The organism is Methanofollis ethanolicus (assembly GCF_001571385.1).
Lineage (GTDB): Archaea > Halobacteriota > Methanomicrobia > Methanomicrobiales > Methanofollaceae > Methanofollis > Methanofollis ethanolicus.
In genome coordinates this window covers 371,155-393,623 of sequence record NZ_BCNW01000001.1, presented here as the reverse complement: position 1 = coordinate 393,623, position 22,469 = coordinate 371,155, and the positions used below count along the sequence as shown (strand labels likewise).

Genomic DNA, 22,469 nt, shown 5'->3' with positions numbered 1-22,469 from the left:
CGTGGAACCCGCCATTTTTCTCCTCGACTTCTCCTATTTTCTCCTGGAGAAAAGGAGAAATGGTAGGAGAAAATGAGGAGAATTCTCCTGGAGAAAAGGAGAAATCGCAGGAGAAATCGCAGGAGAAATCAGGCCGGGTTGCCCATTGCCTCAACTGTACGAACGAATGGATACCCCGAGATCAGGCCGATAAGAAACGGAAATGCCCTGTGTGCGGCAAATATCGGGTTGTCTGGAAAGACGACCTCCCGGAAAACAAGCCCGATTCTTCGACTTCTCCGGGAGAAAAGAAGGAGAAATCAGGAGAAAATGAGGAGAATTCTCCTGGAGAAAAGGAGAAAAGAGAGGAGAAAACAGAGGAGAAATCCGAAGTACCCGAAGACGATGAATTTCTCCTGATTTCTCCTGGAGAAAACGAGGAGAAAAACAAGGAGGAGAAATTGCAGGAGGCCATGAAGAAGGTCGGCGGTATCCCTCCTCTCGCAGTCGTGGGCATCATCGCGGTACTGGGGGTTCTGGCTTTCTTCCTCTGGTTTCTACCAGGACGTACTCACCGCAAAGATCGTCAGCAGACTCCGGCAGCACCGCCGATAAGCGGAAGAGTCCAGAACGCAATGCGGAGGCTGTATTAAATGGGATTTGCAGATATTGCCGGTTTTGGCGACGCAATCAAGGCGATAACCCGACTCACGAGCATTGCCGACCGGGTCATCAACGACGCCGGCCTGAAAGAGAAGTTCGAGCAGACCGGCAAGATCACCGGGGCCTTCTCCCTGGAAGGATACCGGATTAAGTTTGAGGTAGAGAAGGAGATCAAAGAGGTTCAGGCGGTGACGGAATGACGGAAGCAGAGGCGATCAACCGGAAGGACATCACCCCGGAAATCACGGGCCTGGACATCGACTTCGACAAGGTCCTCGACGAAGATACTCATCGTCCGGACGAACCCAACGAACCGGAAAAAGAAGAGTTGAACGCCTTCGTCGGCGTGCTCGACATGCTCATAGGATCGTCCGGGGATCTGCTGAAAGAGTACGACCTTCCGCCACCGAACCTCAAAGTATGGGAGACCTGGGGGAAGGAGAACCTCAGCAGGGCCCTCAACGCCTACATGCCGGAGACCGCAGGGTATGAAGTCAGTTCACCGGCAATGGCAGGGGTGATAGGGGCCGGCGCCCTGGTCCTCACGTTCCTTCCGGCGATCCTGAAGGTCATCTCCGATCAGAGGGCGGCGGCTGAAGAGTTGCCGGAGCCAGCCACACCCGAGCACGAGAGTGAACCGGCGAAAGAGCATGCCGATGCGTACGAAGAACCGGTCCCGACGAAGCCGAGCAGCACCGCACCGATCAGCGAACACGCGCTATCAGCGCTGGAAAGGCTGGAAAGGTTGGACTGATGGACATCGATCTTCACCTGGACGATGCAGCACATCGGATGATTGCCGCGCCTACCAGGGCTGGCAAATCGTATTTCGTCGGCGCCTGCGTCGAGCAACTCTATGACGCCGAAGAACCGTTCATCGTCCTCGATACCAAGACCAGCAACCATATCGGGTTGCAGGAACTCCCGAACGTGAAGAAGATCCAGATGAAACCCGGCTTAAAATACAACTGGGACAAACTGACGGATTACGATTATCTGCTCTGCGTCCCGACGCTCCGGACGAAGACCGCGGACCTGATCGACCTGTACCGGGACCTGGTCGATGCCGTATTCACGGAACCGGGAGAACGGCATATTATCGTAGAAGAGGCGCACAACTGGAACAGGAACAGCAGCGTTCCCGACTCGCTTCTGGAACTCGTAGCGCGGGAGGGGGCAGGAAGGAGAAAACTCCTCTGGTTCGTGACGCAGCGGTTGCAGGACTTCCCGAAATTGCTGTGGAGTCAGTGCGGGTACACCTACCTCTTCAAACACTCCATCCCGCAGGATATCCGGTATATCGAGCAGATGATACCGGATTTCACGCAGATTAACCGCAAACTGAACAAGCACGACGTCTTAATCTGGGATCACGGGAGTCAGGATTTGGAGGGGCAGATCGTCCCGGCGGCAGACGTCACCCGGAGAACACCGCACAGGGGGTAGACGATGATGCACAAAAAAGGGACATACAAAATCAGCGTTAGCAAAATCACAGACGGCAGGCTGCAGAACGTCAAAAAGCAGATGGCAACGGAAGACCCGGAGAAATACCCGGACCCATCGGGGATATCGTACAACGTTGCCGTCAGTTGGATGATCGACAGGTTGCGGGAGTGCCGGGTTCTGCCGTAAGCGGTTCCATTTTCGGCACCCGCCTTTTTTGAGACCCTATTCCGATTCTCTGACCGTATGGATACGAACATTCTGTATCTGGCCGGGATCGGGCTGATAGCCTTCTGCGTCCCGTGGATTTTGTGGGCTCACGCCCTGCATGTGCGTGCGTCTACGGCAATGTTCGGCGAAGAGGAAGACTGATTTGAGGTGCAAAAAACATGGCAGATGTTATGAATGCTGCGATTAACGCAGCGAAGGGTAAGTTCGTGGATTACGCTCTCCCGCTCATCATCGGAGGCGTGATCATCGCGGTCGTGTCGGTCCTGCTCGCAAAGAAGTGAGAGGTGCGGACGTATGGCAAGAATCAAACTGAACACGCTTTCTGAGAAGATCAACAAGAGCGTTCCGGCGATCCAACTCCCGCGGACGAGCATCCACGACGCCTATTGCCTGGACTTCAAGATCACGATCCAGAACGCTGGAACGGCGGCAGCAACCCCCGCCATCGCAGATGTCCTGGCAGCCGTCGATCAGATCGTTCTGACGTCGGACAGCACCCGGGTGCACTACTCACTCAACGGTCTGGATGTTGCGCGCAGGAACGCCCTGTTTGGGGCCTCGGACGTCGATAAGGTCATCGAAAAGACCCTTTCGTCAATCGCTGCAAGTGCCAGCGCCGACGTTGAGTTCACGCTCTTCCTGGACGAGGGGGACATCGTCGCGGTTGCACACGACAGTCTTGAACTGAAGGTCACCTTCGGCTCGACCGCCGGCACCAACCTGAACGTCACCGCGGCAGATGTGACGACCACGATCGTCGAGAAGATCCCGACCGGCACCGAACTCATCCAGATGTACGGTCAGAACTTCGAGTACGTCGCGGAGCCGAAGGTGTACGCCATCACAACCACCATCCCGGCGAACACGGAGTTTACCGGGGTGCTCGACCTTCCGACCGGAACCCTGCTCACCGGGGCGATGCTGTACTTCAGCGCGGCACCGCAGCAGGTGGGTATCCTGCAGACCGTGCCGGACAGGTCGGAACTGATCAAGATCAACTGGCGCACGATGCGAGCCATCGACGAGCGGAAGTACAAGACCGCGATGCCGGCGGGCATGGTGACGCTCGAGTACGGCGTCCAGTGGTACGACAACGGCCTGGGTGTTCCGGCCTGGACGTACAACAAGGGCGACCGGCAGGTCGGAGTGAAATCCCCCGCACAGACCACGCTCCGGTACGTCTCGTTTGAACGGATGGTCGATACGGCCACCTATACGAAGACCGGGATCGTAAACATCGGCGGGTCGTTCGTTTAAGGTGGGCTGATGGATGGCAGGATTGTTCAGCGCAATAGGGTCGGTACTGTCCGGCGCCTCTAAGGCCATCTCACGTGCATCTTCCTCCGTAACGCGCAGCGCATCCAGAGCCATTTCCAGCACGGCCTCCTCCGCATCACGGACACTATCCGGTGCTGCACGCACGGCGGCAAGGACCGTGAGCGGTTCGGCAGCAACCGCAGCAAGGACCACGGCAACAGCGGCAAAAGCAGCGGCAAAGTCCGCTGCTTCAAACCCTCTTGTTAAAACCGCAGCAGCCGCGACGGGTGCAGCGGCAGCCGGTGCGGCTGTCCTCTCTTCTCAGAATGAAACCGCGAAAAACGCGATACTGCGCGGGATAAAAACGAATCCGGTACTGCTCCCGGCATCCATAGCCCTCAATGCTGTTTCGGGCCTGAAATCGTCGGCGGTATCCTCGTCGACGGGCGGCGGCACGACGACAACGAGCACGCTCACGACCCTCCCAGACTTCAGTTATTCGGCTGTCCTGAAGAGGATATCCAGCGCCTGGGACCCGGAGACCGGGAGCGTCGAGGCTGCGGCAGGATTCATGGCAGAGTCGCCGGGGGTAACCGAACGGCAGGTGATTGCAAACACCCTGGGAGTCGGGAACGCTGGAAACACGCTGTACAAGACGATCTATACCGATGGTGGATATGAAATTCGGTCCGCAAACGGTCAGATCGTTTCGTCCGGTTCCGCCGGGGCAGCATACGCACAGACGCCCGATGAGAAAGCGGCAGCGACGGCAGCGTATCAGGCGAAGAATCAGGCGATGATGCAGGCGCGGGCGGACAAGGGAGACGGGGCTGCAAAAGCCTGGCTGAAGAGGTACGGCAATCCAGACGGCGGGATGTACGACTATGCACATACGAAGGTCATGCCCGGCCAGACGGACAGCACGACGAAGATCCTGTACCGGCAGTCTGCGAATGCGGCACCGGAAAGCCGCGGCAGCGACAGCGGGGACGTCTTATCCGGCATTATGGGCGCTATCGGGAGTTTCCTGAGCGGCGGCAGCGGATCGGAAGAGAAAGTGAGCAGCAGCCCGGCAAGCCAGAGCAAAGGCACAACGTACTCGTACGGTATCCTGGGCGGATCGCTGGCGGCTGCATCCGGCGGCTACGATGAGTTCTACCGGGCGAAGAGCAGCCTGTATGATACTGCATTTGAAAGCGCGGAACGCGGGGACTACGCAAAAACTGCGGCGGCAGGTATCCCGGCAGTGGCGGTCGATGTTGTTGCACCCCTGGGACTGATGCAGGTCGGCAACAAGATCCTGTCTGGCCGGGCAGGAGAAATCACACAGGACGAACTGCTGGACGGGGGTATGGATGCGGCGTTGCTGGCTTTCGGTGCCTTCACGGGCGGAACGGGATACTTCGCAGGAAAAGCACTGAAAACGGCGATTAAAACCGGAGCACTGGGAGCAGCCGCGTACGGCACAAGCAAGGTGATCTAATAATGGCAGGAATATTCAGCGCTCTTACCCGGATCGGGTCCGGCGTTCTGAAAACGGTTACCCGGGCCGGGACTCCGGCGAAAGTGGCAAAAAACGCGGCGGAAACCGCAGCAAAAAACGCGGCAAATGCTGCACGGGCGGCCGAAACGGTGGCGGAGACTGTAAGAAACACCGGGAAAGTAACGGCTCGGCAGGCAAGGGTGATCGAAGCAGCAGCCGCGGCACAGAAAGAGGCAAATGCGGCAGTAGAAGCAGCGACAGCAGCGTCAAAAACAAAAGTAACGAGTCAGATAGCGCAAACTCTCACCAGCAAAACCGTGTTGGGGACGACCCTGTTGGGGGGGTCGGCCCTGGCAATTTCAAAGATCCTGAGTGGCGACGGCACCACACCGCAGGCAGCACCGGACGACGCGCCGAAAGATACGACCCCGACAGGGGGGCAGGAGAACCCCTACGCGCCCGGTGGGGGGGGCACGTCCGGGGATGATTTCGACTGGCAGGCGTGGTATGATTCGCTCTTTGGCGGGGCTGATGAAGCCGCAAGCGGGGCACTCGACACGATCTCAGATGTCCCGATACTCGGGGACATCGCGAAGGAGGCACAAGAGCAGGGGTTATCCATTCCGCTGATCATCGTGGCCGTTCTGGCAATTGTGGCTGGAGTCTACTACTTCTTCGTCTACCGGAAAGGCAGCGGAAAAACAACGAAAAAATCCAGTGAAGGAGCGAAGGCATGAGCGGACAGGCAGCGCTTCTGAAGAGGATTGCATCCATAGCAGGGGATGCGACACTTTCGGAGGCAAAGAAACTGAAAGAGATCGCAGACGTCGCGAAGATCGAATCGGCAGTAGTTGATACCGGGGTGAACACCCGGGCGGCGATACTCAACATCGGTAAGTGGGGAGCGATCCCGGCAGTGGCAGGGGTCGGCGGTGCGGTCGGCCTGGCGGCTATGGGTGCCAGCGTTGATTCCGCAATGGGAACCACCGAGAAAAACGCTTCGAAGATCGGCGGCTGGCTCCTGCTCCTCGGGATAGTGGCAGTTGTGGTGATCGCGTTCCTCCCGCGGATCAAGGACTTCATGAGGTGAAAAGGGATGTACGAACTTTTAGGAATCTACATTGCCCTTTTTGCCGGGTTTACGGCGAACTTCGCGCTGCTCTGGCAGATGAAAACGGAGATCTCGCAGATCAAAATGGAGTTTGCACGATGCCCGGTTCATCAGAAGAGCGTGGAACCCGGAGGTCTGTAAGATGGTCGATTTCTCGGGATGTCTGGAATGTGAAAGTATCCTGAACGGTGAAGGCGGCATAAAGTGCATGCTGTACCGGTACCGAAAGTACCTGATCGGTATCCTGGTGGGTGCCGTCGTCTGCTACGTTCTGATGAGGAGGGGGAGATGATGGAACCGTATACGTTCTGTGCGGAAATGAAGGAAGTGAAAGCACTTCTGACGTATATCCTTTCAGCCCTGGGGAAAGGTAGCACGGAAGATAGAATCCTCCAGTACCCGCCTTCGACGGATGAAATCACACTGGAGGCCGGCGCGACCTACGAAAAAACGGTGACGATCAACCGGAGGTTACGCTACCTCTGTGTGTCGGTGCCGGCAGATTGTTTCCTGGAGATCCGGAACGATAACACCACCGTCATGTGGTTCACCGACGAAGCGGGAACGATCGAACTGCCGACCGGGTACACGATCAACACCATCACCCTGAAAGTCCAGAATGTCGGGTCGGCACCGTGCAGGTGGTCCTGCCGGATGGTTTTCGCGTGAGTGGTATGGCCAACCTATTGCAGTTCAATTTAGACCCCTACAGCCCTACAAGTAGCGTCAAGGCCACGCGTGCCGGGTACGTCCAACAGCCCGAACAGGAAGATATCGAGATGACCTGTGGGTATGCGTTAGCCGACCCGAACAGCGGCCAAATCCGGGACGCCCCCGCCGCAGACCTCGCCGACTGGATACCGATCCCATGCTGGATGACCCAGGGACTACCCCTTAACGAGGAGGAGAAATTTACCTACGAGGTCACGGCGACGAACTCCCAACCCTCGACCCCCGCCGATATCCTGATCGCCTGGAAACCGAGCACCGAATATCCCAACCCGAACCACATTCAATCCACCTGGCGGCTCTACCTGGATGATGAGATCGCCCTGGACCTCTCCCAGGCCCGCACGGGATCGGCTCTCCCCCACCCGGCCTATCCCCTCAACGCGGACGGCCTGATCGAACTGAAAAATCGGACGTTTACGACCCTGAAGTTAGAGGTCGCATTCTGGTATCCGCCCGGTGGGAGCACCCGGACCACGTCCCAGATCGGCGGGATCTTCGCGTCGCCTGGCACGGCCCCAACCCCCGCACCGGTCGCAAACTTCACCGCCAACCCGACAAGCGGAAAAGCCCCGCTTACTGTAACACTAACGAACAAAAGCACTGGAGAAATTTATTGAATTGATATAAGGTGAAAGAAAATGACGAATTACGCGTATACGTGGGACTTCGGCGATGGTTCGGCCGTAAGTCATGATGAGAATCCGACTCACATTTTTGAGACCCCCGGCACCTATACGGTCACCCTGACCGCCGCCGGTCCCGGAGGAAGCACCGAAAAGACGACCACGATCACCGCCACATGGCCCGCGCCGGTCGCCGGGTTCACGCCCGACAAGACAAGCGGAAACTACCCGCTGACCGTCACGTTCGCCGACGCCTCGACCGGAAACATCACGTCCCGGTCATGGGCATTTGGCGACGGCGAGACCTCGACCGAGACCAGTCCCGCGCACACCTACGCCGCCGCAGGGAACTATACCGCGAAACTGACCGTTACCGGCCCCGGCGGAAGCAACAGCAAAGAGGTAGCGATCACCGTTGGCCACCCCGCGCCGGTCGCTGGATTCACCGCAGACAAGACAAGCGGCATAGCCCCGCTCACGGTCACGTTCACCAACAACAGTACCGGCGACCTCTGGCCTTCTGCCTAAACAGGGACGGCGATAGGGCATGGCTGAGGAGCACCCATTTACGTGGAATTTCGGCGATGGAAGCCCAATTAGTCATGACAAGAACCCCGCCCACATATTCGAGAAGCCGGGAACCTATACAGTCACTCTGACTGTTTCAGGCCCCGGTGGATCAAACTCTAGTACCTCCAACATCTCCGTACGTGAACGTGCGGCACCTCCGGGAGCCGAAACAGTAGCAGAGAAGATCCGGCGATATTTCCCCTGGCGAGGGGATGGGATAGGCCTAAATTGTTTTTCCTGTTGTACCAAAGAGGGCCATCCTGAACGAGTCGGCTATATCGGGAATTTCCTAATGCTGTATCCATGCTGTAATGGCTCCGAGGATCGTATATACCCGCCCGATCACATCATCTACGGGTATCCGGTCGGGTTTTGTTATCCTCTCCTCGCCTTTTTCGGAGGGGCCACCCTCGAAACCGCAGAATACCCGGAGGTATGGACCGGGACGCTCAATATCTGTGGAGAACGGTTCAATTTGGACGATCCGAAAGAATTTTTCGTCAACAAAAACGGAGTCGGGATCGTCCCTCCACAGCAGTATGGGTGGAGAGACGAGGAAACCGGCAGATATTGGTCTCTCGCCCGGATCGCTACCAAACCGGATCGGCCAGTTGAACACCTCCCGGATGTGGTGATCTATCCTAACCGGCAGGCCGGACAGATCTCCGTACGGCACGAATCGTTCTCAGACTCGTTCACAGACCCGGGGCTATTCGCCGTCACGACAAACGGCGGCCCCGAGGGGAGCATTATTAACGCTGAAACGTGCTCCAATTATGGCATTACTCCCGAAGAACTCGCAGATCCTGAAACGATGCTTTCTCGGTGTTTTTGCTGTGGGCTGGGCTTCCCGCTTGCCTGGCTGAACGCGTCTGATGAATTCACATCGTCATCGTGGGAATTCAAGGGCGTTTTTCCGAATGCAAAACCGACGATGTTCTATGGCATCAGAGGAGTAAAGATATTCTAGAGAAGATACTATGGCAAAGATTGAGATAAAACGAGACGTGGAGAGGTATCTTGAAAAGAACCTCTCCATTGAGGAGAGTATTATTGATAAAATCAAAAAATGTCTTGGCGAATATCTGTTAGTGAATATAAATTCCTGCAATAAACACGAGTTAAAAGGAAATTGTAAGGGATTCTGGCGTTTGCATGTTCCTCATGACCATGTTGTGATTTATGTTATTGAAGGGACTGGGCCGAATCAGTACGCAGCAGTTCTAAAGATTATGACTGAAAAAAAGTATCACAATTGGCTTAAATCGTGTTAACTTCCAATCTTTTAGAAGCCAATCTTTTTTCAACAACCGATATATCAGATCCCGGCTGTCTCCTTAACCTCTCCAACTCGGCAGTTCTCGCACATTTTTTGACAGGTTTTAATTCACGTTCAAGAGTCTTACTGAGAGATTCCTTCCCTATTCTGCGCGAGACGATTTCATTATAAATCGTGTTGGACACTTCTATCGTCTGCATGTACATGGAGTCTACCCTTCGAAGGGATATACTTTTTGAAGCAGGTACAAAACCCATTTCTGAGGGAATCGGCCGGGAAACGCCCATGAGGATTGTGTATGCCGGCCGATCTCCCCGGGGTTGGGGTAATCCATCCTGGGAAAAAAAGAAGAGAGTTATTTTCTCTTCAGTTCGGGGTGTTCTTTGACATATGCTGCTATCTTCGTCTTGTTCGCTCCTGGCAACTGCTTGATGATCTCCGCATGGGACATTCCAGACCGAAGCATCCGATCCAGTTCTTTCTCATCCATCTCCTTCTTGTTCTTCCCAGCGATCAGGTTCTCCCGTCCGCCTTTCGACTTCGGTTTCCCCGCTCTTGCAGGAGCATAATCCGTCATCCAGTCAGGCACAGGTAGATCCTGCAGGAGTTTCGGCACAATCGCATTGTAACCCTCGGCGGCGATCTTATCGAGGTCGGCATAGTGTCGATCTCCTACGCTCTTGGGGCTTCTCCCCTGGATATGATCGGCGGCGGTTGCATCGATGACAGGGTCCCCGGTCCGCATCAGGTTGTAATTCCACTTCCTCAGGCTGGCAACATTCACCGGCCGGCCTTCGGTCCCGCTCGCAGCGATCAGTTTCTGGAGGTGGCTCCCGCTGTGCGAGTGTGAGTACTGAGATAGCGCCTTCTCCATCTCCGCAGGGAAGTAGAAGTAAGCCTCATTTTTGGTCCCTCCGGAAAGATCCTTGACATCGATCCGAATGGCGTTTCCCACACGTTCAATGGACCGGCTCTGCTCCAGTGCTTTGTAGAGGTGGCTGTGCCGGGCACCGGAGTACGCGAGCAGTGAGTAGTAGACCTGCACCGGTTCCGGCAAACCCTCCCGGGCTGCCTGCACTTCAGCAGAGGTGAGATCCTTCAACCTGCTGCTCATGTTGGCCTCTCCCTTTTCTGCAATCTTCAGATTCCCCCAGAACAGTGAAAGATCGTAGCCGTTCCATTCGGTTCTCAGTTCCTTGTCCCGGAGGAAATTAAAGAACTTCTGCAAACCTTTTCTCTGAGGGTCCGTTATGTTCGTCCCGTACATCTCCTTGTAATCTGACAGGTCCGTGGGGATTTTGATGGGCTGCAGAGATCTCAGGCCATTGAGATATCCCCTGCGCGTTTTGTCGTCCTTAGTGCGGGTCTTTGCGGCGTATTCCAGGAACCGTTTGCCCACATCGGCATCGGCCATGTATTCAGAGATGATTAACCCATCTTCGTTACCATTACGTGGTGTGCGCGAGGGGGTCGAAAAATTCTTCGACCCTGATTTATCGCCAGATTTGAAAAAGGGGCTGGCTATGACGTCGCCTTCACACGGCGGAGATCGGGCGTTCGAATCGCCCCGGGCCCATCTTCTTTTATTTTCGCTGCATTTTCCGGGAAATATCCACCAATACATGAAGACTGATTTTGAGATCTATCTATTCTCATCAGGAGAACCTCCCTATATTCCCCACGTTTTATAAATACTTCCGGTCCAAACTACTTCTAACTGACAATGGAACCCCGGAAGGTGACTCTTTTCAGAAGACCTGACACGGATTCCCAGGGAAGTGGAAAAGTCATATGGAAGACGCAAAAATCCATGTAGAGTCCGAATACGGAAAACTTCAGGAAGTTATCGTCGGATTATCTACCGGAATGACACCCGACCTTAAGGCACCATGGTTTGAAAACGCTCTCCGGATTCTGCCGGAGGATGAAGCCGCCTATGCCAGGGAAACGGCCGGAATGAACTTTGCAGATATGATCCACCCGGATACGGGGAAAAGCGAATCCGAAATGCTTGAAGGAGAAACTCAGGCCTTTATCACTGTTCTGAAAAAACTCGGAGTAAAGGTTCTTCGCCCAAAAGAGATAACTCAGGAATTCATCCGGGGGAACTATGGCGAAAAGATCCTGATAAACGGATACTCTCAGGATTTTCCCCGCGACAATCTGGTGATCATCGGAAATACCGTTATCGAATGCAATCTGAGAACTCCTATCAGAAAAACAGACATCTCAGGTTTCAGTGAAATTTTACGGGAAAAATGCGTTGACGGCGTCAGGTGGGTTGCCATGCCGCATACAGAACCGCTGGCAATTCCAGGTGACGAAACACCGTTGCTGGAAGGCGGCGATGTCATTGTTCTTGGCACCACGATCCTGGTGGGAAACTCGATGAATCCCGCCGTGGGTTCGAATGAAGCCGGATATCGCTGGCTGAAAAATTTCCTGGGTGACGCCTTCAATGTAATGCGTGTGCCATTGGTGCCTGAGATCCTCCATCTTGACTGTGTGCTTTCGGTTCCCAGAAGAGGTCTTGCAATTCTCTGTCCTGAAGCGTTTGCAGAAGGTATCCCGAAAGTGCTTGAAGACTTTGATACAATAACGGTTTCTCTGGAAGATGCCTCACGGCTGGCTGTCAATGGTCTGCCGGTCGATGAAAGTCATTACATCATGTCCTGGAACGATCACAACGACAATACGTTCATCAGGGAAGAACTGGAAAAACGTGGAATTTCTGTTTATCCGGTCTATTTCGGGGTTCATAACGGACAGGGCGGAAGTCTGCGGTGTGCGACTCAGGCTCTGATTCGCAGGTGCGAACAATAATCGGTGATGAGGGAAGTCTTCGCACGGCAAAGAACAGGATCCCGAAGCCATGACCGAAACCCGCTCCTCCGTGGTCTAGGAAAATTGTGCGGATCCTCGTCTCATTACCTGCTGGACGTCTTCGGTCGACCTACGACTCAATACACGATACAGGACCTCGAACCGGGGTTGTGGGAATAGGGGGTCCCGCCATCACACCACTTCGAGCACTTTCCCGACTACGGACTCGAGATCCTCACCCGAAGACGCAACGGTGAGATCGGCATACCTCTCGTAGAGCGGGACCCGCCAGTCGTACATCTCGCGGAGACTCTGGCCCGTGAGGAGGAGTATCCCCCGGGTCGTGATGTTCTTGAGCCTCTTTGCCATCTCGTCATACGAGATCTCGAGGTACACGACCACCCCTCCGGCCTTCAGGTGCGCCATCGCATCTTCGCTGCACACCACGCTGCCGCCCGTCGCGATCACCGCATGGCCGGGGTGCAGGGAGAGGACCGTCTCCTCCTCGATCTGCCCGAACATATCCGGCCCGTCCTCGTCGAGGATCTCCTGCAGCATCCTTCCGGTCCGCTCCTGGATCAGGATATCGGTATCGATGAACTGCACGCCGAGGGATTTTGCAAGGATGACGCCCACGGTGCTCTTCCCCGCACCGGGCATGCCGATGAGGACGATGTTTTTGTGGTAATGCATACGGCTCTCCCGGGACCCGGTGGACTCAAGGCCCCTCTAGTGGTACCCGGGATGGGATCCTGGGGGGGATGAAGGTTTTGTCCCGGGAACTGAGTGCGTCCTGCAGGAAAACCTGTACAGGGGGTCAGAAGAGGGAGACGGCTCTCCGTCGTGTATCACATGCAGGGGAGGGGGCGACCGGTCCCGTTTTTGCACATCTCTGGTGCATGGTCGGTGCTCGGGGATGCAGATCCGCCATCGTCGTCGGGCGGGTCGGTGGGGGTATGCCCCCGGGTATCGGGAAGAAGAACATCTATGTATGAGACATCCCTCTCCTCCTCCATGGAAAACCGGCCCCTCAAGGTCCTGGTCATCATGGGCAGCCCCCGCAGGGCAAACACCTACCACGCAGCCGAACGGATCCGCGAGATCCTCCAGGAGAACGCACCGGTGGACTGGGAGTACGTCACGCTGCAGGACGTCAACCTGGAGCAGTGCCGCGGGTGCTACACCTGCTTCGAGCGGGGAGAGGAGCACTGCCCCATCAAGGACGACTCAGCCCTTCTCGAAGAGAAGATGCATGACGCCGACGGGGTGATCTTCGCCACCCCGGTCTACGGCTTCCAGGTCTCAGGATTGATGAAGGTGTTCATCGACCGCCATTCCTATATCTTCCACCGCCCCCGCTTTTTCCGGCAGAAGGCACTCCTCCTCACCAGCGCCGGCGTGATGGGGAACAAAGACGTGCTGGAGTACCTCGACGCGGTGGCCCGCATATGGGGCTTCGAGGACGCCGCCCGGGCGGGGATCACCTCCCACGCCACCATGGGTCCTCTCCCTGCCTACCGGGTGCGGGAGAACGAAGAGAAGTTGCAGGCGGTGGCAGGGGCCTTTCTCGCCGCACTCCGGATGGGGACGCGCTCAAAACCAGGATTTTTTGACGTGATGGCGTTCCATATCGGGAGGGCCCCCTGCGATGAGTTGGGCGAACGGTCTCCTGCGGATCACGCCTACTGGACCGAGCAGGGGTGGCTCCAGAAGGGAAGACGCTACTTTGTGGATGTGCCGGTCAATCCGGTCTACCATGCCCTGGGCACGCTGGCGGAGTGGTACATGCGGCGGCAGATTCGAAAGGACCTGCGGGAGATCGGGGGATCCGATGCAGAAAGATGAGAAGGACTTGCTCTGATCACTATGGAATGAGGCGTGGTATGAGTCATGGAACTCCTCGAAGAGGCAGGTGCTGCTCCGTCGCGGACGTCAATTCGTACCGAGAGTCAAATCGGCAGTAAGACTAATTCAAAGAGCAAACCCAACAGGAATTATGGAAAAAAATACTTTCAAATTCAGGGGATCCCGGCAATTCTCTGGGGTTCCCGCTCAAATAAATTATATCTCTACATACATGGACAGGCCGGGCGTAAAGAAGAAGCAGAAGCGTTTGCTCAGATAGCGTGTCATTATGCGTGGCAAGTTTTGAGTATCGACCTGCCCGAACATGGAGAACGCAAAAGAGAAACAGATTCATTTGACCCGTGGCACGTCGTGCCAGAACTCTTGTCTGTTATGGACTATATCAAAGGCCAGTGGACACACATTTCTCTGTTTGCGAACAGCATCGGCGCATGGTTCAGTATATTGAGTTTTGAAAACGAACATCTGGAAAAAAGCCTTTTTGTTTCCCCGATTCTTGATATGAACCAGCTTATTTCCACTATGATGCTCCGGGCAAATGTATCGGAAACACAGCTTGAGCGTCAACGTAGTATCCCCACTTCCTCTGGACAAACTTTTTCGTGGGAATATTTCCTCTATGCTCAAAATCACCCTATTACACAATGGAAGGTTCCAACAGCAATACTGTATGGCGAGCACGACAAACTGACAGATCGCACTGTTGTAGAAAAATTTGTGCAGCGTTTTCATTGCAATCTAACGATTATGAAAAACGGGGAACACTGGTTTCATACCCCCGAACAATTAGGGATCTTAAATAATTGGATCAAAACGTGCCTTCGAGAGTGAACGATCAAAACCCCTCCCCCTTCTTCAATGTGACCGAGACCCCCTGCACAACGATCCTGCCCATCATCTCCTCCCGCAACCGCTCAGGGAGCCTCCCCGACTGCCACTCCCGTTCCCCGGCAACGTCGCCCCCGGCTGCCGCGACGGCTTTCAGGGCATAGTACGCCGCCCCGTAGGCGTGCTGCGGGACATGAGCAGTCGCCACCGCCTGGCCCGCGGCACGTGCGGCAAAACAGGCTGCGTCATTTTCTTTCGCTTCGCGGGCGGCGGCATGAGCGGCAAGAGAAGCGCCGCGGATCTCGGCCATCCTGAACACACCCGTACTGGCCCATCGCCGGCACGTTTCGATGGCATTGCGCGGGCGGTCGTCCTCCGGATACGCCTCCTCAAAAAACGGAAGCACCCTTTCAGCGCAGTCCGCAGCCCAGGTCGCCATCGAGATCTGATCTTCCCTGCGGTATTTTTTCACGAACAATTCTTAGGCTTTGTAAATCATTTATGGTTCTCTTCGACGGGGGGAAGACGCCCGTCCGGATCGACGACGACGGACCTGGCCCTTACACCCTCGCGCCCGGTTCGCGCCAGGGTGGTGGCAACGTGGCGACCGAGAAAAAGAGATGATCCTTACCTGGATCTGTGTACAGAGTACAGAGAGAGAAGTGTGTACAGTTACCCCTGATAATGTGCACACGATCCGGAGAACACCCGGCACCGGTGATCGTGAGGCAGGTCTCTCCGGCCGTGATCCCGGCGCGAGTGTAAACGACCGGGATCAGCCGGATGCATGTTCCGAACATCGATCGAAGGCTGCTGGCAAGATATCGCCCGGTGCAAACCAGGCGCGAAGAAAAAAAATGACTCTCCGACCCTGGAGAATTCTCCATGAACCCGAAGTTCATGCCCAATTCTCCAGAGCCAGATCGTGGTTGAAACCGGGATTGGCCCTGAAGCCTCCCGATCCCCTTCCCGTCCTACCCTGCCGGCTCGAACTTTATGGCCCTGTCGTACACGATCTCGTTGTAGGACGGGGCTGTTTTCGTAGCACTCTCCAGGTAGCTCCTCCAGAGAATGAAGATCGGCTGGTCGGGCTCGATGCCGTAACTTCCTATACCAGAGGGAAGCTCGAAGCAGTGCGGGTCACCCTCGCAGTCCCTCGCGATCTTGTAGACATACAGGTATTTCGCGTTGGGATTGTCAGGGAGATACTCCTCGGCAGTTCCGCTGAAGTCCGCGTCGGTGATCGATCCGACACCATTCCACACATCCGCTCCATTGAGAGTGAAGCTCGAGTACGTCGCCTTGCCCGTGGCTACGTGGTTGACCCCGTAGACAATGATGAATTCATTCGTATCGTTCCCGAGAGTGAGCGGCGGGTTTCGCAGGAAGTCATAGTACTGCGTGGTGTCGAAGAAGGGCGGCGTCGGCGAATTGACAGCCTGGTTTGCGCTCCATAAATATGTTGCATCGTTGCTCGGGCCTACGGCATCGATCCCCCGCTGGATAGCGTCAATCCCTTGCGGGAACCCCGGAGCCGTCGGAAGCTCCGTGGCGCTCAGGTTGCTGTACTTCTCGAGAATCGCGTTCCTGAGGTCGTTGAGATCGTCCGTAAGGTCAAGCTCCGTCTTCCCGGTTCCCTTGACCCGCATATCCGGAGACTCATACGGGTCGAGTTGGGTCGTGTTTTTCGGCGTCACGCGGAGGATGGTCGCAGACGTGTTGTCGATGTACTCGTCGCCTACCTGCTTGTCGGTGAAGAGGGACGGGCGGATAAATATGGCGAACGTATCGGAGGTGTTGTCGAGGCCCATATTCAGGATGGACGACGGAAACACCTGGGTGTTCATCATGTCGTCCGAATATCCCGCCGAACGTGCGGCAGCACGGATGCGCTCGTCGATGCCCCTGTCGGCCGTGGCGACGACTATCGTCGTCTGGTTGAACGGGTCTCCAGGCGACCCCTTCGTCTTGATGATCTGGTTGTTCAGCGAATCGCCCATGTTGGCAAAGATCCACCTGGTCTCGTTGCCATATGTCCTGCTCATGAGATAATTATCGTACCCGAAGTACCTGCACTCCGGCGGCGTTTGTCCTACGAAGATAACAGCTTCGTCGGGACCGAGATTCCAGAATGCAGATGTGTTCCCGCTCATTCCAAGCGTTTTCGTTATCTCTGCTATCTGTTCGTCGATCGTACCGCCGGGTGCCGGCGGAACGAAGTATGCCAGATACTTTGTCGCGGGATTGTTTCCATATGCAGAAGGCAACGCTCCCGCGTCATACAATTTGATGAGATCGAAATGCCCGATCCCGCCTTCCTGCACGCTGAAGTTGTCCTGTTCCAGTATCTGCCGGAAAGCATCCACGTCACCTGTTTCTCCTGTCTGCGCAAGGCCGTGCCCGGCCAGCATGAGACAGAGACATGCGAATAGAATATACCGTCTCACAGATTTCCCCCCTTTTGCGGTTGGAATACCATCCAGGTGAGAAATAGTTTTGGTTGCTTCCCTGCCCGACCGCTCGACCCCGGCAGTTTTGGCGACCGGAATGTTCATGGGCCGTCAAGCACTTTCTCTATCCGGGTGTCGTTTCAATGGACGAATTCATGCAGGCCGCCATCGAAGAGGCCAGACAGGGACGTGCCGAGGGCGGGATCCCCATCGGCTCGGTGCTGGTGATCGACGGCACAATCGTCGGCCGGGGACACAACCGCAGGGTGCAGAAGGACAGCGCCATTTTACACGCCGAGATGGACTGCCTGGAGAACGCGGGCCGGCTCAAGCCGGAGGATTACCGCCGGACGGTGCTGTACTCGACTCTTTCCCCCTGCGACATGTGCAGCGGGACGGTCCTCCTCTACAAAATACCCAGGGTCGTGATCGGCGAAAACCGGACCTTCCAGGGACCGGAGGAGTATCTCCGAACCCGGGGCGTCGACGTGGTCGTCCTGGACGACGAGGAGTGCGTGAGCCTGATGTCCGATTTCATCGCCGCGAATCCTGATCTGTGGAACGAGGATATCGGGGAGGAGTAGGGGGGTCATATCAAGAGAGAGAATGGGGGGCGTCGTCATCTCCGATAGCACCAGGTAATAGGCCACTGACGATGCGTGTCTGTAGATCATCAACAATTGGATCAGGATCTGTGCAGGGGTTCAATACACCCTAGAAGAGAATATAAAGGAAATTTTCTCCGGCGCAGTTTATAATTCACATTGCCTTAACTTCGCAATTTTTGTAGGACATCCTCTCCGGTTCAAGCAGTTAACCATCTTTTCATGCATTTTAAAACCGAAGGAGGAAGGGTACGCGTTCTAGACACTCACGATATTAGCACAAAAAATGCACTCATTTGAGTATGGCAAGAACTCGACAACTCTATTCATATGATGAGACAAAAGAGCGGCATGAAATTTAATTCGATGATATTATCTTGGCCGAAGAAATACATCGTTCTTGAAGGGGACTTTCAGTGGATTATGCAATATGGAAGAGGCATTCTGGACATGAAGAGTTAGTCTACGCCAAAAATTTTGTAAATAACCACCATTTATCCAATAGCAGGCTTTTATTTTGCCCTGCGTGTGGAGAACCAGTAATATTAGCAAGTGGAGAGGAAAGAACCTATTTTAGACACTGCCCCAATAATCCAAAAAATTACACCTGCCCCAACTATTCAGATAGCGTATATGCGGTTCAATATCAGAGGCAACAAGAGGAACGCAAATTAAGGCAACGTCCAAAACGGATCTATATTTTGAAGATGGGTGGAAACTTCGGGCTTTTTCTTGGTTTTCCTCCATTGGAAGAGAAGACTGTTTTAGCTGCCAGAAATGAAAAACTCATAGTACGAATCATTAATCCTAATAATGCAGAACTTAAAGAGAACAGAATCCTCTCTAATCAATTAATTCCAGGAGAAACAACTTACCTCCAGTTAAAGTGGATATATGATTATTACTCTCTCGAATACAGCGAATCACCAGTCGGTCACGACATAATTAAAATGTGGGGGGAGGATCTATCAGGACTTCCAGAAGAGGGGGCACTGTTTAGATACAGTAAAAATTATGCTCGTTGTATATCAAACAACGGAGAGATAAACACAGACAAATATTACTATTTTGCAACAGCCTTTGGAATACCAGATGACACTGAAGACTTTCTCGAATACGAGCCAGTAGGGGAATTAGAAGGAGATTCATATGGCTTCGAATCAAAATGGATGGTCTACCGAGTGCAGTTTACCAAAGTTACCGAAGAGGCCATAGAATTTGCAGACAACTTAGGAGTCACGCTTGTCGAGTGGCATCCCCCCCTAATCCCCCTCTGGCCTCCTCATGTGCAGGTTGGAAAGAGGCAAATTTACAGTAAACCAGCGACCGTCCTCAACCAGGCACAAACAGACACATTCTATTATCAGGATACGGATGGACAATCTCGCAGACTTAAAAAAATACCAACTAAAGCAGCAGGATTGTTGTTATGCCACTCTGTCAGGGGTCCAACACACGTCAAATCCTCTGATGGATCATATGAGGCTCACCTCACATGCGAATATCCGGAAGAAATATTTCAGTACTTCTTTCCAAAAATAACACTTGATTACGCAAAAAAAACACTTGAAAATGGAGACTCCTTCTCCCTCAAGGGTAGAGCAAACTTATCCTTCAAGTCAGACTGTAAATGTGACATTTATCATTACTCAGAAAAACAACTAAAAAGTGTTTACTGGAATGAACAGACTATTCTTGCATTTCCAAACCTCTCCGAAGGAGATAATATTTGCGTACTTCATGGACTTGACGCGATACATCAGGTAAGCATTCCCAAACACATCCAGCCAAAGGGAAGATACGCGGTAAAGAAAGACGAAGAAACGTATCAGGAACTCATTCTAATGAGAGGTACGTTTATATCGACCCCCGTGAAAGTGAAATATATTCTGGACCATCTTGAAAAGTATCCTAAAGTCAGTAGTTATCTCAGCCAGACATTACGATCTGGTAAAATACCACAGAAGGCGTACGACCATCTTATTTCTGAATTCTATCAGGAGATTGAAAAGTAATGGCAAATCCAAAAAAAGATTTCAAATTACGTTGCTGTATCGGGATTTCGGTGACATTTGACGACCATAATTTCAAAATCTTGAGGATAGCAGACATTTCCACAAATGAGTGGGGTAAAAAAGGTCGAGTAAATACCATAGGTACGATCTACACCAATCCAGACAACGGGCACATGCTCATACCGATTAAGTTAGAGGAAAATTCTAATCAATGGGGGCATGACAATGTAGGCATCTGGATGTGGAAAGAAAATGCCAACTCTGAGTTTTATGACGCAGCCCCCTATTCACATCATCCTAAACCCCCTTGCAAATATAATTATTACGAGTTAATCTTCTTGCAGAATCCTGAAACTTCGCCAGGATCCCTACGACATAGGAGACTGGTGATGGATTCTGAGGATGCACTCGCACAGATGTTGGAGAATGGTATTGTTGTCCCGGATACATTTTCAGAAAACCTCCTCGTAGTCTATGACTGCGATGAAGAACATTACTTCTGTGTTGAAATAACGAGAGCAACATCCTGTCTACGGTATAATGAGTTGCTATTTGTAACCGACAGAAGGTCATTGGATCGATATAGAATCATAAGAGCAGACGTTATTGATTCTTTTGATCCAGTATACACAAATTCAATCCCAGATAACAGTTCAGACCTGACTCGAAGGTTCATCTACAAAAAAATGAAATTCGGTCAGCAGGATAAGTTAGATCCTCTTATCCTCCATAATGATTCAACTCGTTTTGCAGGATATTTTTACCGCATCGCATCTCGCTTGAATTACTCAGAGGGTGAGAAGAAACTCGTGAACAAAATTGTCACCGAGGCCCTATCAAATCCAGAATTACAGCCACAATTTATACTGTCTCCAGAAGTAAAGCAAAGGTTAGAGTTACAAACTGACATAATAAATGCATATCTCAATACTGACGATAAAGTTGAGGAGTTTGTAAGAGGGGTTATTGAAAACGTCCCGAAGATCAACGAAGAATACGTTGATAAAATACAACGTATCGCAAATCAAGAATTATTTGAGCAGAAAGAGGCTTTAGAGAGAGAAGTTAGCGACCTAAAGAACATAATCGATGAAATCAATAGTGAAATACTTGTAATAAATGCGGAAAAAACAGCTGAAACGGATGCATTAAAATCACTCAAGAAAACAGTTGAATCAGAAGGGGAAAGACTCAGATCAGAGCAAGAATGCCACATAAAACAGGAACTCCACAGGTACAAAGAAGATCTAAAAAAGATTGCCGATGAGGGAATTGTTGCATTTAAAAAAGAACAAATGCAGGCGATCGCCAAAGAGGGCGAACAGTTTAGAGCGGATCAACAGAACACTATCCAGAAAGATCTTGAGTCACTCCGTGAGGAAACTCGCAAAATCCAGAAGGACATAGACTCATTAGAAGTATCAAAGAAACAACTTGAGAAAGATATTTCAGAAAAAAAACAGATTCAAGAAAAATTCTCGCAACTGGAACAAAAGAAGCAAGATTTAGAAAAAATAAATGACCAGTTAAAAACCTATTGTGAGCAGAAACTTAGGAGCATCCAGCATAATCCAGGGAACTTCCTCGGCGATTTGGCGCTGTTTAAAGGGGTAATTCCATCAGAGGATTACGAAAAAATAAGTGTTGCCTCCTCGCCAAATTCAGATCTTTTAGTGCAGCCGGCAAAAGATTGTCACGGATCAGAACCGATCGAGAGTGAGAATATAAAAGATCTAATCGATGATCTGAAGAACAATCTTCAGAACATTGGAACTGACAATAAATATGCTGAGATCTTAGCTAAGCTCATTGCTGGAGCATATGTGACAAGAACTCCTCTCCTCCTTACAGGATGTAAGGCAAATCTCATGGCTAATGCCATTTCAGTTACACTCCACTCACAAACACCTGAGGTTATTTCTGTTCCAACTGGTTACAACAACTATTCTTCACTGTTAAACACTGTGAAAAAGAGTAGAGGAAATATTGTTCTTCTTCAAAATGTCATCGGTTCCATTGACGAATATTGTTATACGCATCTCGCAAAGGACATTCTTGATGAAAACCCCGAAAAATACATCCTGTTTTCACTTGATTTCTCAGAAAACATGCGAATACTTCCGCCAAGTGCCCTAGGATATATGGTCCTCATCAATTCAGAAGATATGATAACCTCCATTGCAGCCAATGCCTTGTATCCTGGGATTTGTACAGTAACTATCGAAAGAAGTTCAAAGGGATTTCAGGATTTGTATCAGAGAGCAGTTAAGATTTCAAAAGGACTGAATACAACAAATGGGTACAATCTGACTAGAACTGCAATACTCTCTGATTTTATCGAAACAGATGACGAAAAAGATGAAGAAAACGTGGAGGGGGTACTTCTTCTGGAGCTTGCATCATATTGCAAATTGTTAGGGACTACAAAAGAACTAAACCAAAGACTAGAGAATCTTAGCAGAAAAGACCTCAAAGAGATCATAGTGGGACTCCTTGGAGGAGAATAAC

General features: G+C 52.6%; 28 protein-coding genes. 22 read left to right on the top strand and 6 right to left on the bottom strand.

Annotation, left to right across the window (positions count from 1 at the left end; translation table 11 throughout):
- Positions 1-59: 59 nt before the first annotated feature.
- From MEFOE_RS02045 to MEFOE_RS01980, 16 genes are all read left to right on the top strand, one after another.
- A complete protein-coding gene (locus tag MEFOE_RS02045) occupies positions 60-632 on the top strand; it encodes a hypothetical protein (protein ID WP_067047598.1) in 573 nt (190 codons plus the stop codon).
- On the top strand, positions 633-842 hold the full coding sequence (locus MEFOE_RS02040; protein WP_067047596.1) for a hypothetical protein: 210 nt from the start codon (positions 633-635) through the stop codon (positions 840-842). It abuts the gene before it with no gap.
- A complete protein-coding gene (locus tag MEFOE_RS02035) occupies positions 839-1,396 on the top strand; it encodes a hypothetical protein (protein WP_067047592.1) in 558 nt (185 codons plus the stop codon). The genes MEFOE_RS02040 and MEFOE_RS02035 overlap by 4 nt, the downstream gene beginning before the upstream one ends.
- A gap of 38 nt (positions 1,397-1,434) precedes the next feature.
- Positions 1,435-2,088: an ATP-binding protein gene (locus MEFOE_RS02030; RefSeq protein WP_153015837.1), complete on the top strand. Its 654-nt coding sequence runs from the start codon at positions 1,435-1,437 to the stop codon at positions 2,086-2,088.
- Between the two features lie 3 nt (positions 2,089-2,091).
- The gene (locus MEFOE_RS02025; protein ID WP_153015836.1) at positions 2,092-2,277 is read left to right on the top strand and encodes a hypothetical protein; all 186 of its coding nucleotides are present in this window, start codon (positions 2,092-2,094) and stop codon (positions 2,275-2,277) included.
- Between the two features lie 200 nt (positions 2,278-2,477).
- Entirely contained in the window at positions 2,478-2,600 is a 123-nt protein-coding gene (locus MEFOE_RS14595; RefSeq protein WP_268872601.1) for a hypothetical protein, read from the top strand.
- A 13-nt stretch (positions 2,601-2,613) separates the two neighbouring features.
- On the top strand, positions 2,614-3,576 hold the full coding sequence (locus MEFOE_RS02020) for a hypothetical protein (protein WP_067047583.1): 963 nt from the start codon (positions 2,614-2,616) through the stop codon (positions 3,574-3,576).
- Between the two features lie 178 nt (positions 3,577-3,754).
- Positions 3,755-5,059, top strand: coding sequence for a hypothetical protein (locus MEFOE_RS02015; protein WP_067047580.1), 1,305 nt, complete (start codon positions 3,755-3,757; stop codon positions 5,057-5,059).
- A 2-nt stretch (positions 5,060-5,061) separates the two neighbouring features.
- The gene (locus MEFOE_RS02010) at positions 5,062-5,796 is read left to right on the top strand and encodes a hypothetical protein (protein ID WP_067047577.1); all 735 of its coding nucleotides are present in this window, start codon (positions 5,062-5,064) and stop codon (positions 5,794-5,796) included.
- Positions 5,793-6,149 carry a hypothetical protein gene (locus MEFOE_RS02005; protein WP_067047574.1) on the top strand — a complete coding sequence of 119 codons (357 nt, stop codon included), beginning with the start codon at positions 5,793-5,795 and terminating at the stop codon, positions 6,147-6,149. The genes MEFOE_RS02010 and MEFOE_RS02005 overlap by 4 nt, the downstream gene beginning before the upstream one ends.
- A 163-nt stretch (positions 6,150-6,312) precedes the next feature.
- On the top strand, positions 6,313-6,462 hold the full coding sequence (locus tag MEFOE_RS13915; protein ID WP_160329469.1) for a hypothetical protein: 150 nt from the start codon (positions 6,313-6,315) through the stop codon (positions 6,460-6,462).
- Positions 6,459-6,839 (top strand): hypothetical protein, encoded by a 381-nt coding sequence (locus MEFOE_RS02000; protein ID WP_067047572.1) that lies wholly within the window; start codon positions 6,459-6,461, stop codon positions 6,837-6,839. The genes MEFOE_RS13915 and MEFOE_RS02000 overlap by 4 nt, the downstream gene beginning before the upstream one ends.
- Complete coding sequence (locus MEFOE_RS01995; protein WP_153015835.1) at positions 6,836-7,519, top strand: hypothetical protein; 684 nt, start codon at positions 6,836-6,838, stop codon at positions 7,517-7,519. The genes MEFOE_RS02000 and MEFOE_RS01995 overlap by 4 nt, the downstream gene beginning before the upstream one ends.
- A 21-nt stretch (positions 7,520-7,540) precedes the next feature.
- Positions 7,541-8,053: a PKD domain-containing protein gene (locus tag MEFOE_RS01990; RefSeq protein WP_067047566.1), complete on the top strand. Its 513-nt coding sequence runs from the start codon at positions 7,541-7,543 to the stop codon at positions 8,051-8,053.
- Positions 8,054-8,072: 19 nt separating this feature from the next.
- A complete protein-coding gene (locus MEFOE_RS01985) occupies positions 8,073-9,065 on the top strand; it encodes a PKD domain-containing protein (RefSeq protein ID WP_083523285.1) in 993 nt (330 codons plus the stop codon).
- Positions 9,066-9,075: 10 nt separating this feature from the next.
- Positions 9,076-9,369, top strand: coding sequence for a type II toxin-antitoxin system mRNA interferase toxin, RelE/StbE family (locus MEFOE_RS01980; RefSeq protein WP_067047561.1), 294 nt, complete (start codon positions 9,076-9,078; stop codon positions 9,367-9,369).
- Here the strand turns inward: MEFOE_RS01980 and MEFOE_RS13215 are convergent.
- Positions 9,356-9,574, bottom strand: a complete 219-nt coding sequence (locus MEFOE_RS13215; RefSeq protein ID WP_083523484.1) for a hypothetical protein — start codon at positions 9,572-9,574, stop codon at positions 9,356-9,358. The genes MEFOE_RS01980 and MEFOE_RS13215 overlap by 14 nt on opposite strands.
- Before the next feature lie 155 nt (positions 9,575-9,729).
- A complete protein-coding gene (locus tag MEFOE_RS01975) occupies positions 9,730-10,788 on the bottom strand; it encodes an integrase (protein ID WP_067047558.1) in 1,059 nt (352 codons plus the stop codon).
- 377 nt (positions 10,789-11,165) lie between these two features.
- Between MEFOE_RS01975 and MEFOE_RS01965 the strand changes: the two genes are divergently transcribed.
- Positions 11,166-12,197 carry a dimethylarginine dimethylaminohydrolase family protein gene (locus tag MEFOE_RS01965; RefSeq protein ID WP_083523284.1) on the top strand — a complete coding sequence of 344 codons (1,032 nt, stop codon included), beginning with the start codon at positions 11,166-11,168 and terminating at the stop codon, positions 12,195-12,197.
- Positions 12,198-12,389: 192 nt separating this feature from the next.
- Here the strand turns inward: MEFOE_RS01965 and MEFOE_RS01960 are convergent, their stop codons facing one another.
- A complete protein-coding gene (locus tag MEFOE_RS01960; protein ID WP_067047553.1) occupies positions 12,390-12,890 on the bottom strand; it encodes a shikimate kinase in 501 nt (166 codons plus the stop codon).
- A gap of 155 nt (positions 12,891-13,045) precedes the next feature.
- On the bottom strand, positions 13,046-13,213 hold the full coding sequence (locus MEFOE_RS13910; RefSeq protein ID WP_160329468.1) for a hypothetical protein: 168 nt from the start codon (positions 13,211-13,213) through the stop codon (positions 13,046-13,048).
- Here MEFOE_RS13910 and MEFOE_RS01955 point away from each other — a divergent pair.
- Together MEFOE_RS01955 and MEFOE_RS01950 are read left to right on the top strand one after the other, a co-directional pair.
- Positions 13,212-14,042: a flavodoxin family protein gene (locus tag MEFOE_RS01955; protein ID WP_067052835.1), complete on the top strand. Its 831-nt coding sequence runs from the start codon at positions 13,212-13,214 to the stop codon at positions 14,040-14,042. The two genes, MEFOE_RS13910 and MEFOE_RS01955, sit on opposite strands and share 2 nt — an antisense overlap.
- 45 nt (positions 14,043-14,087) lie before the next feature.
- Entirely contained in the window at positions 14,088-14,894 is an 807-nt protein-coding gene (locus MEFOE_RS01950) for an alpha/beta hydrolase (RefSeq protein ID WP_235809537.1), read from the top strand.
- Between the two features lie 4 nt (positions 14,895-14,898).
- Here the strand turns inward: MEFOE_RS01950 and MEFOE_RS01945 are convergent, their stop codons facing one another.
- Together MEFOE_RS01945 and MEFOE_RS01940 are read right to left on the bottom strand one after the other, a co-directional pair.
- The gene (locus tag MEFOE_RS01945) at positions 14,899-15,363 is read right to left on the bottom strand and encodes a putative immunity protein (RefSeq protein ID WP_067052832.1); all 465 of its coding nucleotides are present in this window, start codon (positions 15,361-15,363) and stop codon (positions 14,899-14,901) included.
- A 502-nt stretch (positions 15,364-15,865) separates the two neighbouring features.
- A complete protein-coding gene (locus MEFOE_RS01940) occupies positions 15,866-17,446 on the bottom strand; it encodes a hypothetical protein (RefSeq protein WP_235809535.1) in 1,581 nt (526 codons plus the stop codon).
- A 38-nt stretch (positions 17,447-17,484) separates the two neighbouring features.
- Between MEFOE_RS01940 and MEFOE_RS01935 the strand changes: the two genes are divergently transcribed.
- The 3 genes from MEFOE_RS01935 (at position 17,485) to MEFOE_RS01925 (ending at position 22,468) form a co-directional block, all read left to right on the top strand.
- Positions 17,485-17,925, top strand: a complete 441-nt coding sequence (locus tag MEFOE_RS01935; protein WP_067047550.1) for a nucleoside deaminase — start codon at positions 17,485-17,487, stop codon at positions 17,923-17,925.
- 437 nt (positions 17,926-18,362) lie between these two features.
- Positions 18,363-19,961 carry a competence protein CoiA family protein gene (locus tag MEFOE_RS01930; RefSeq protein WP_153015833.1) on the top strand — a complete coding sequence of 533 codons (1,599 nt, stop codon included), beginning with the start codon at positions 18,363-18,365 and terminating at the stop codon, positions 19,959-19,961.
- Positions 19,961-22,468, top strand: coding sequence for a coiled-coil domain-containing protein (locus MEFOE_RS01925; RefSeq protein WP_153015832.1), 2,508 nt, complete (start codon positions 19,961-19,963; stop codon positions 22,466-22,468). The genes MEFOE_RS01930 and MEFOE_RS01925 overlap by 1 nt, the downstream gene beginning before the upstream one ends.
- Position 22,469 lies beyond the last annotated feature (1 nt).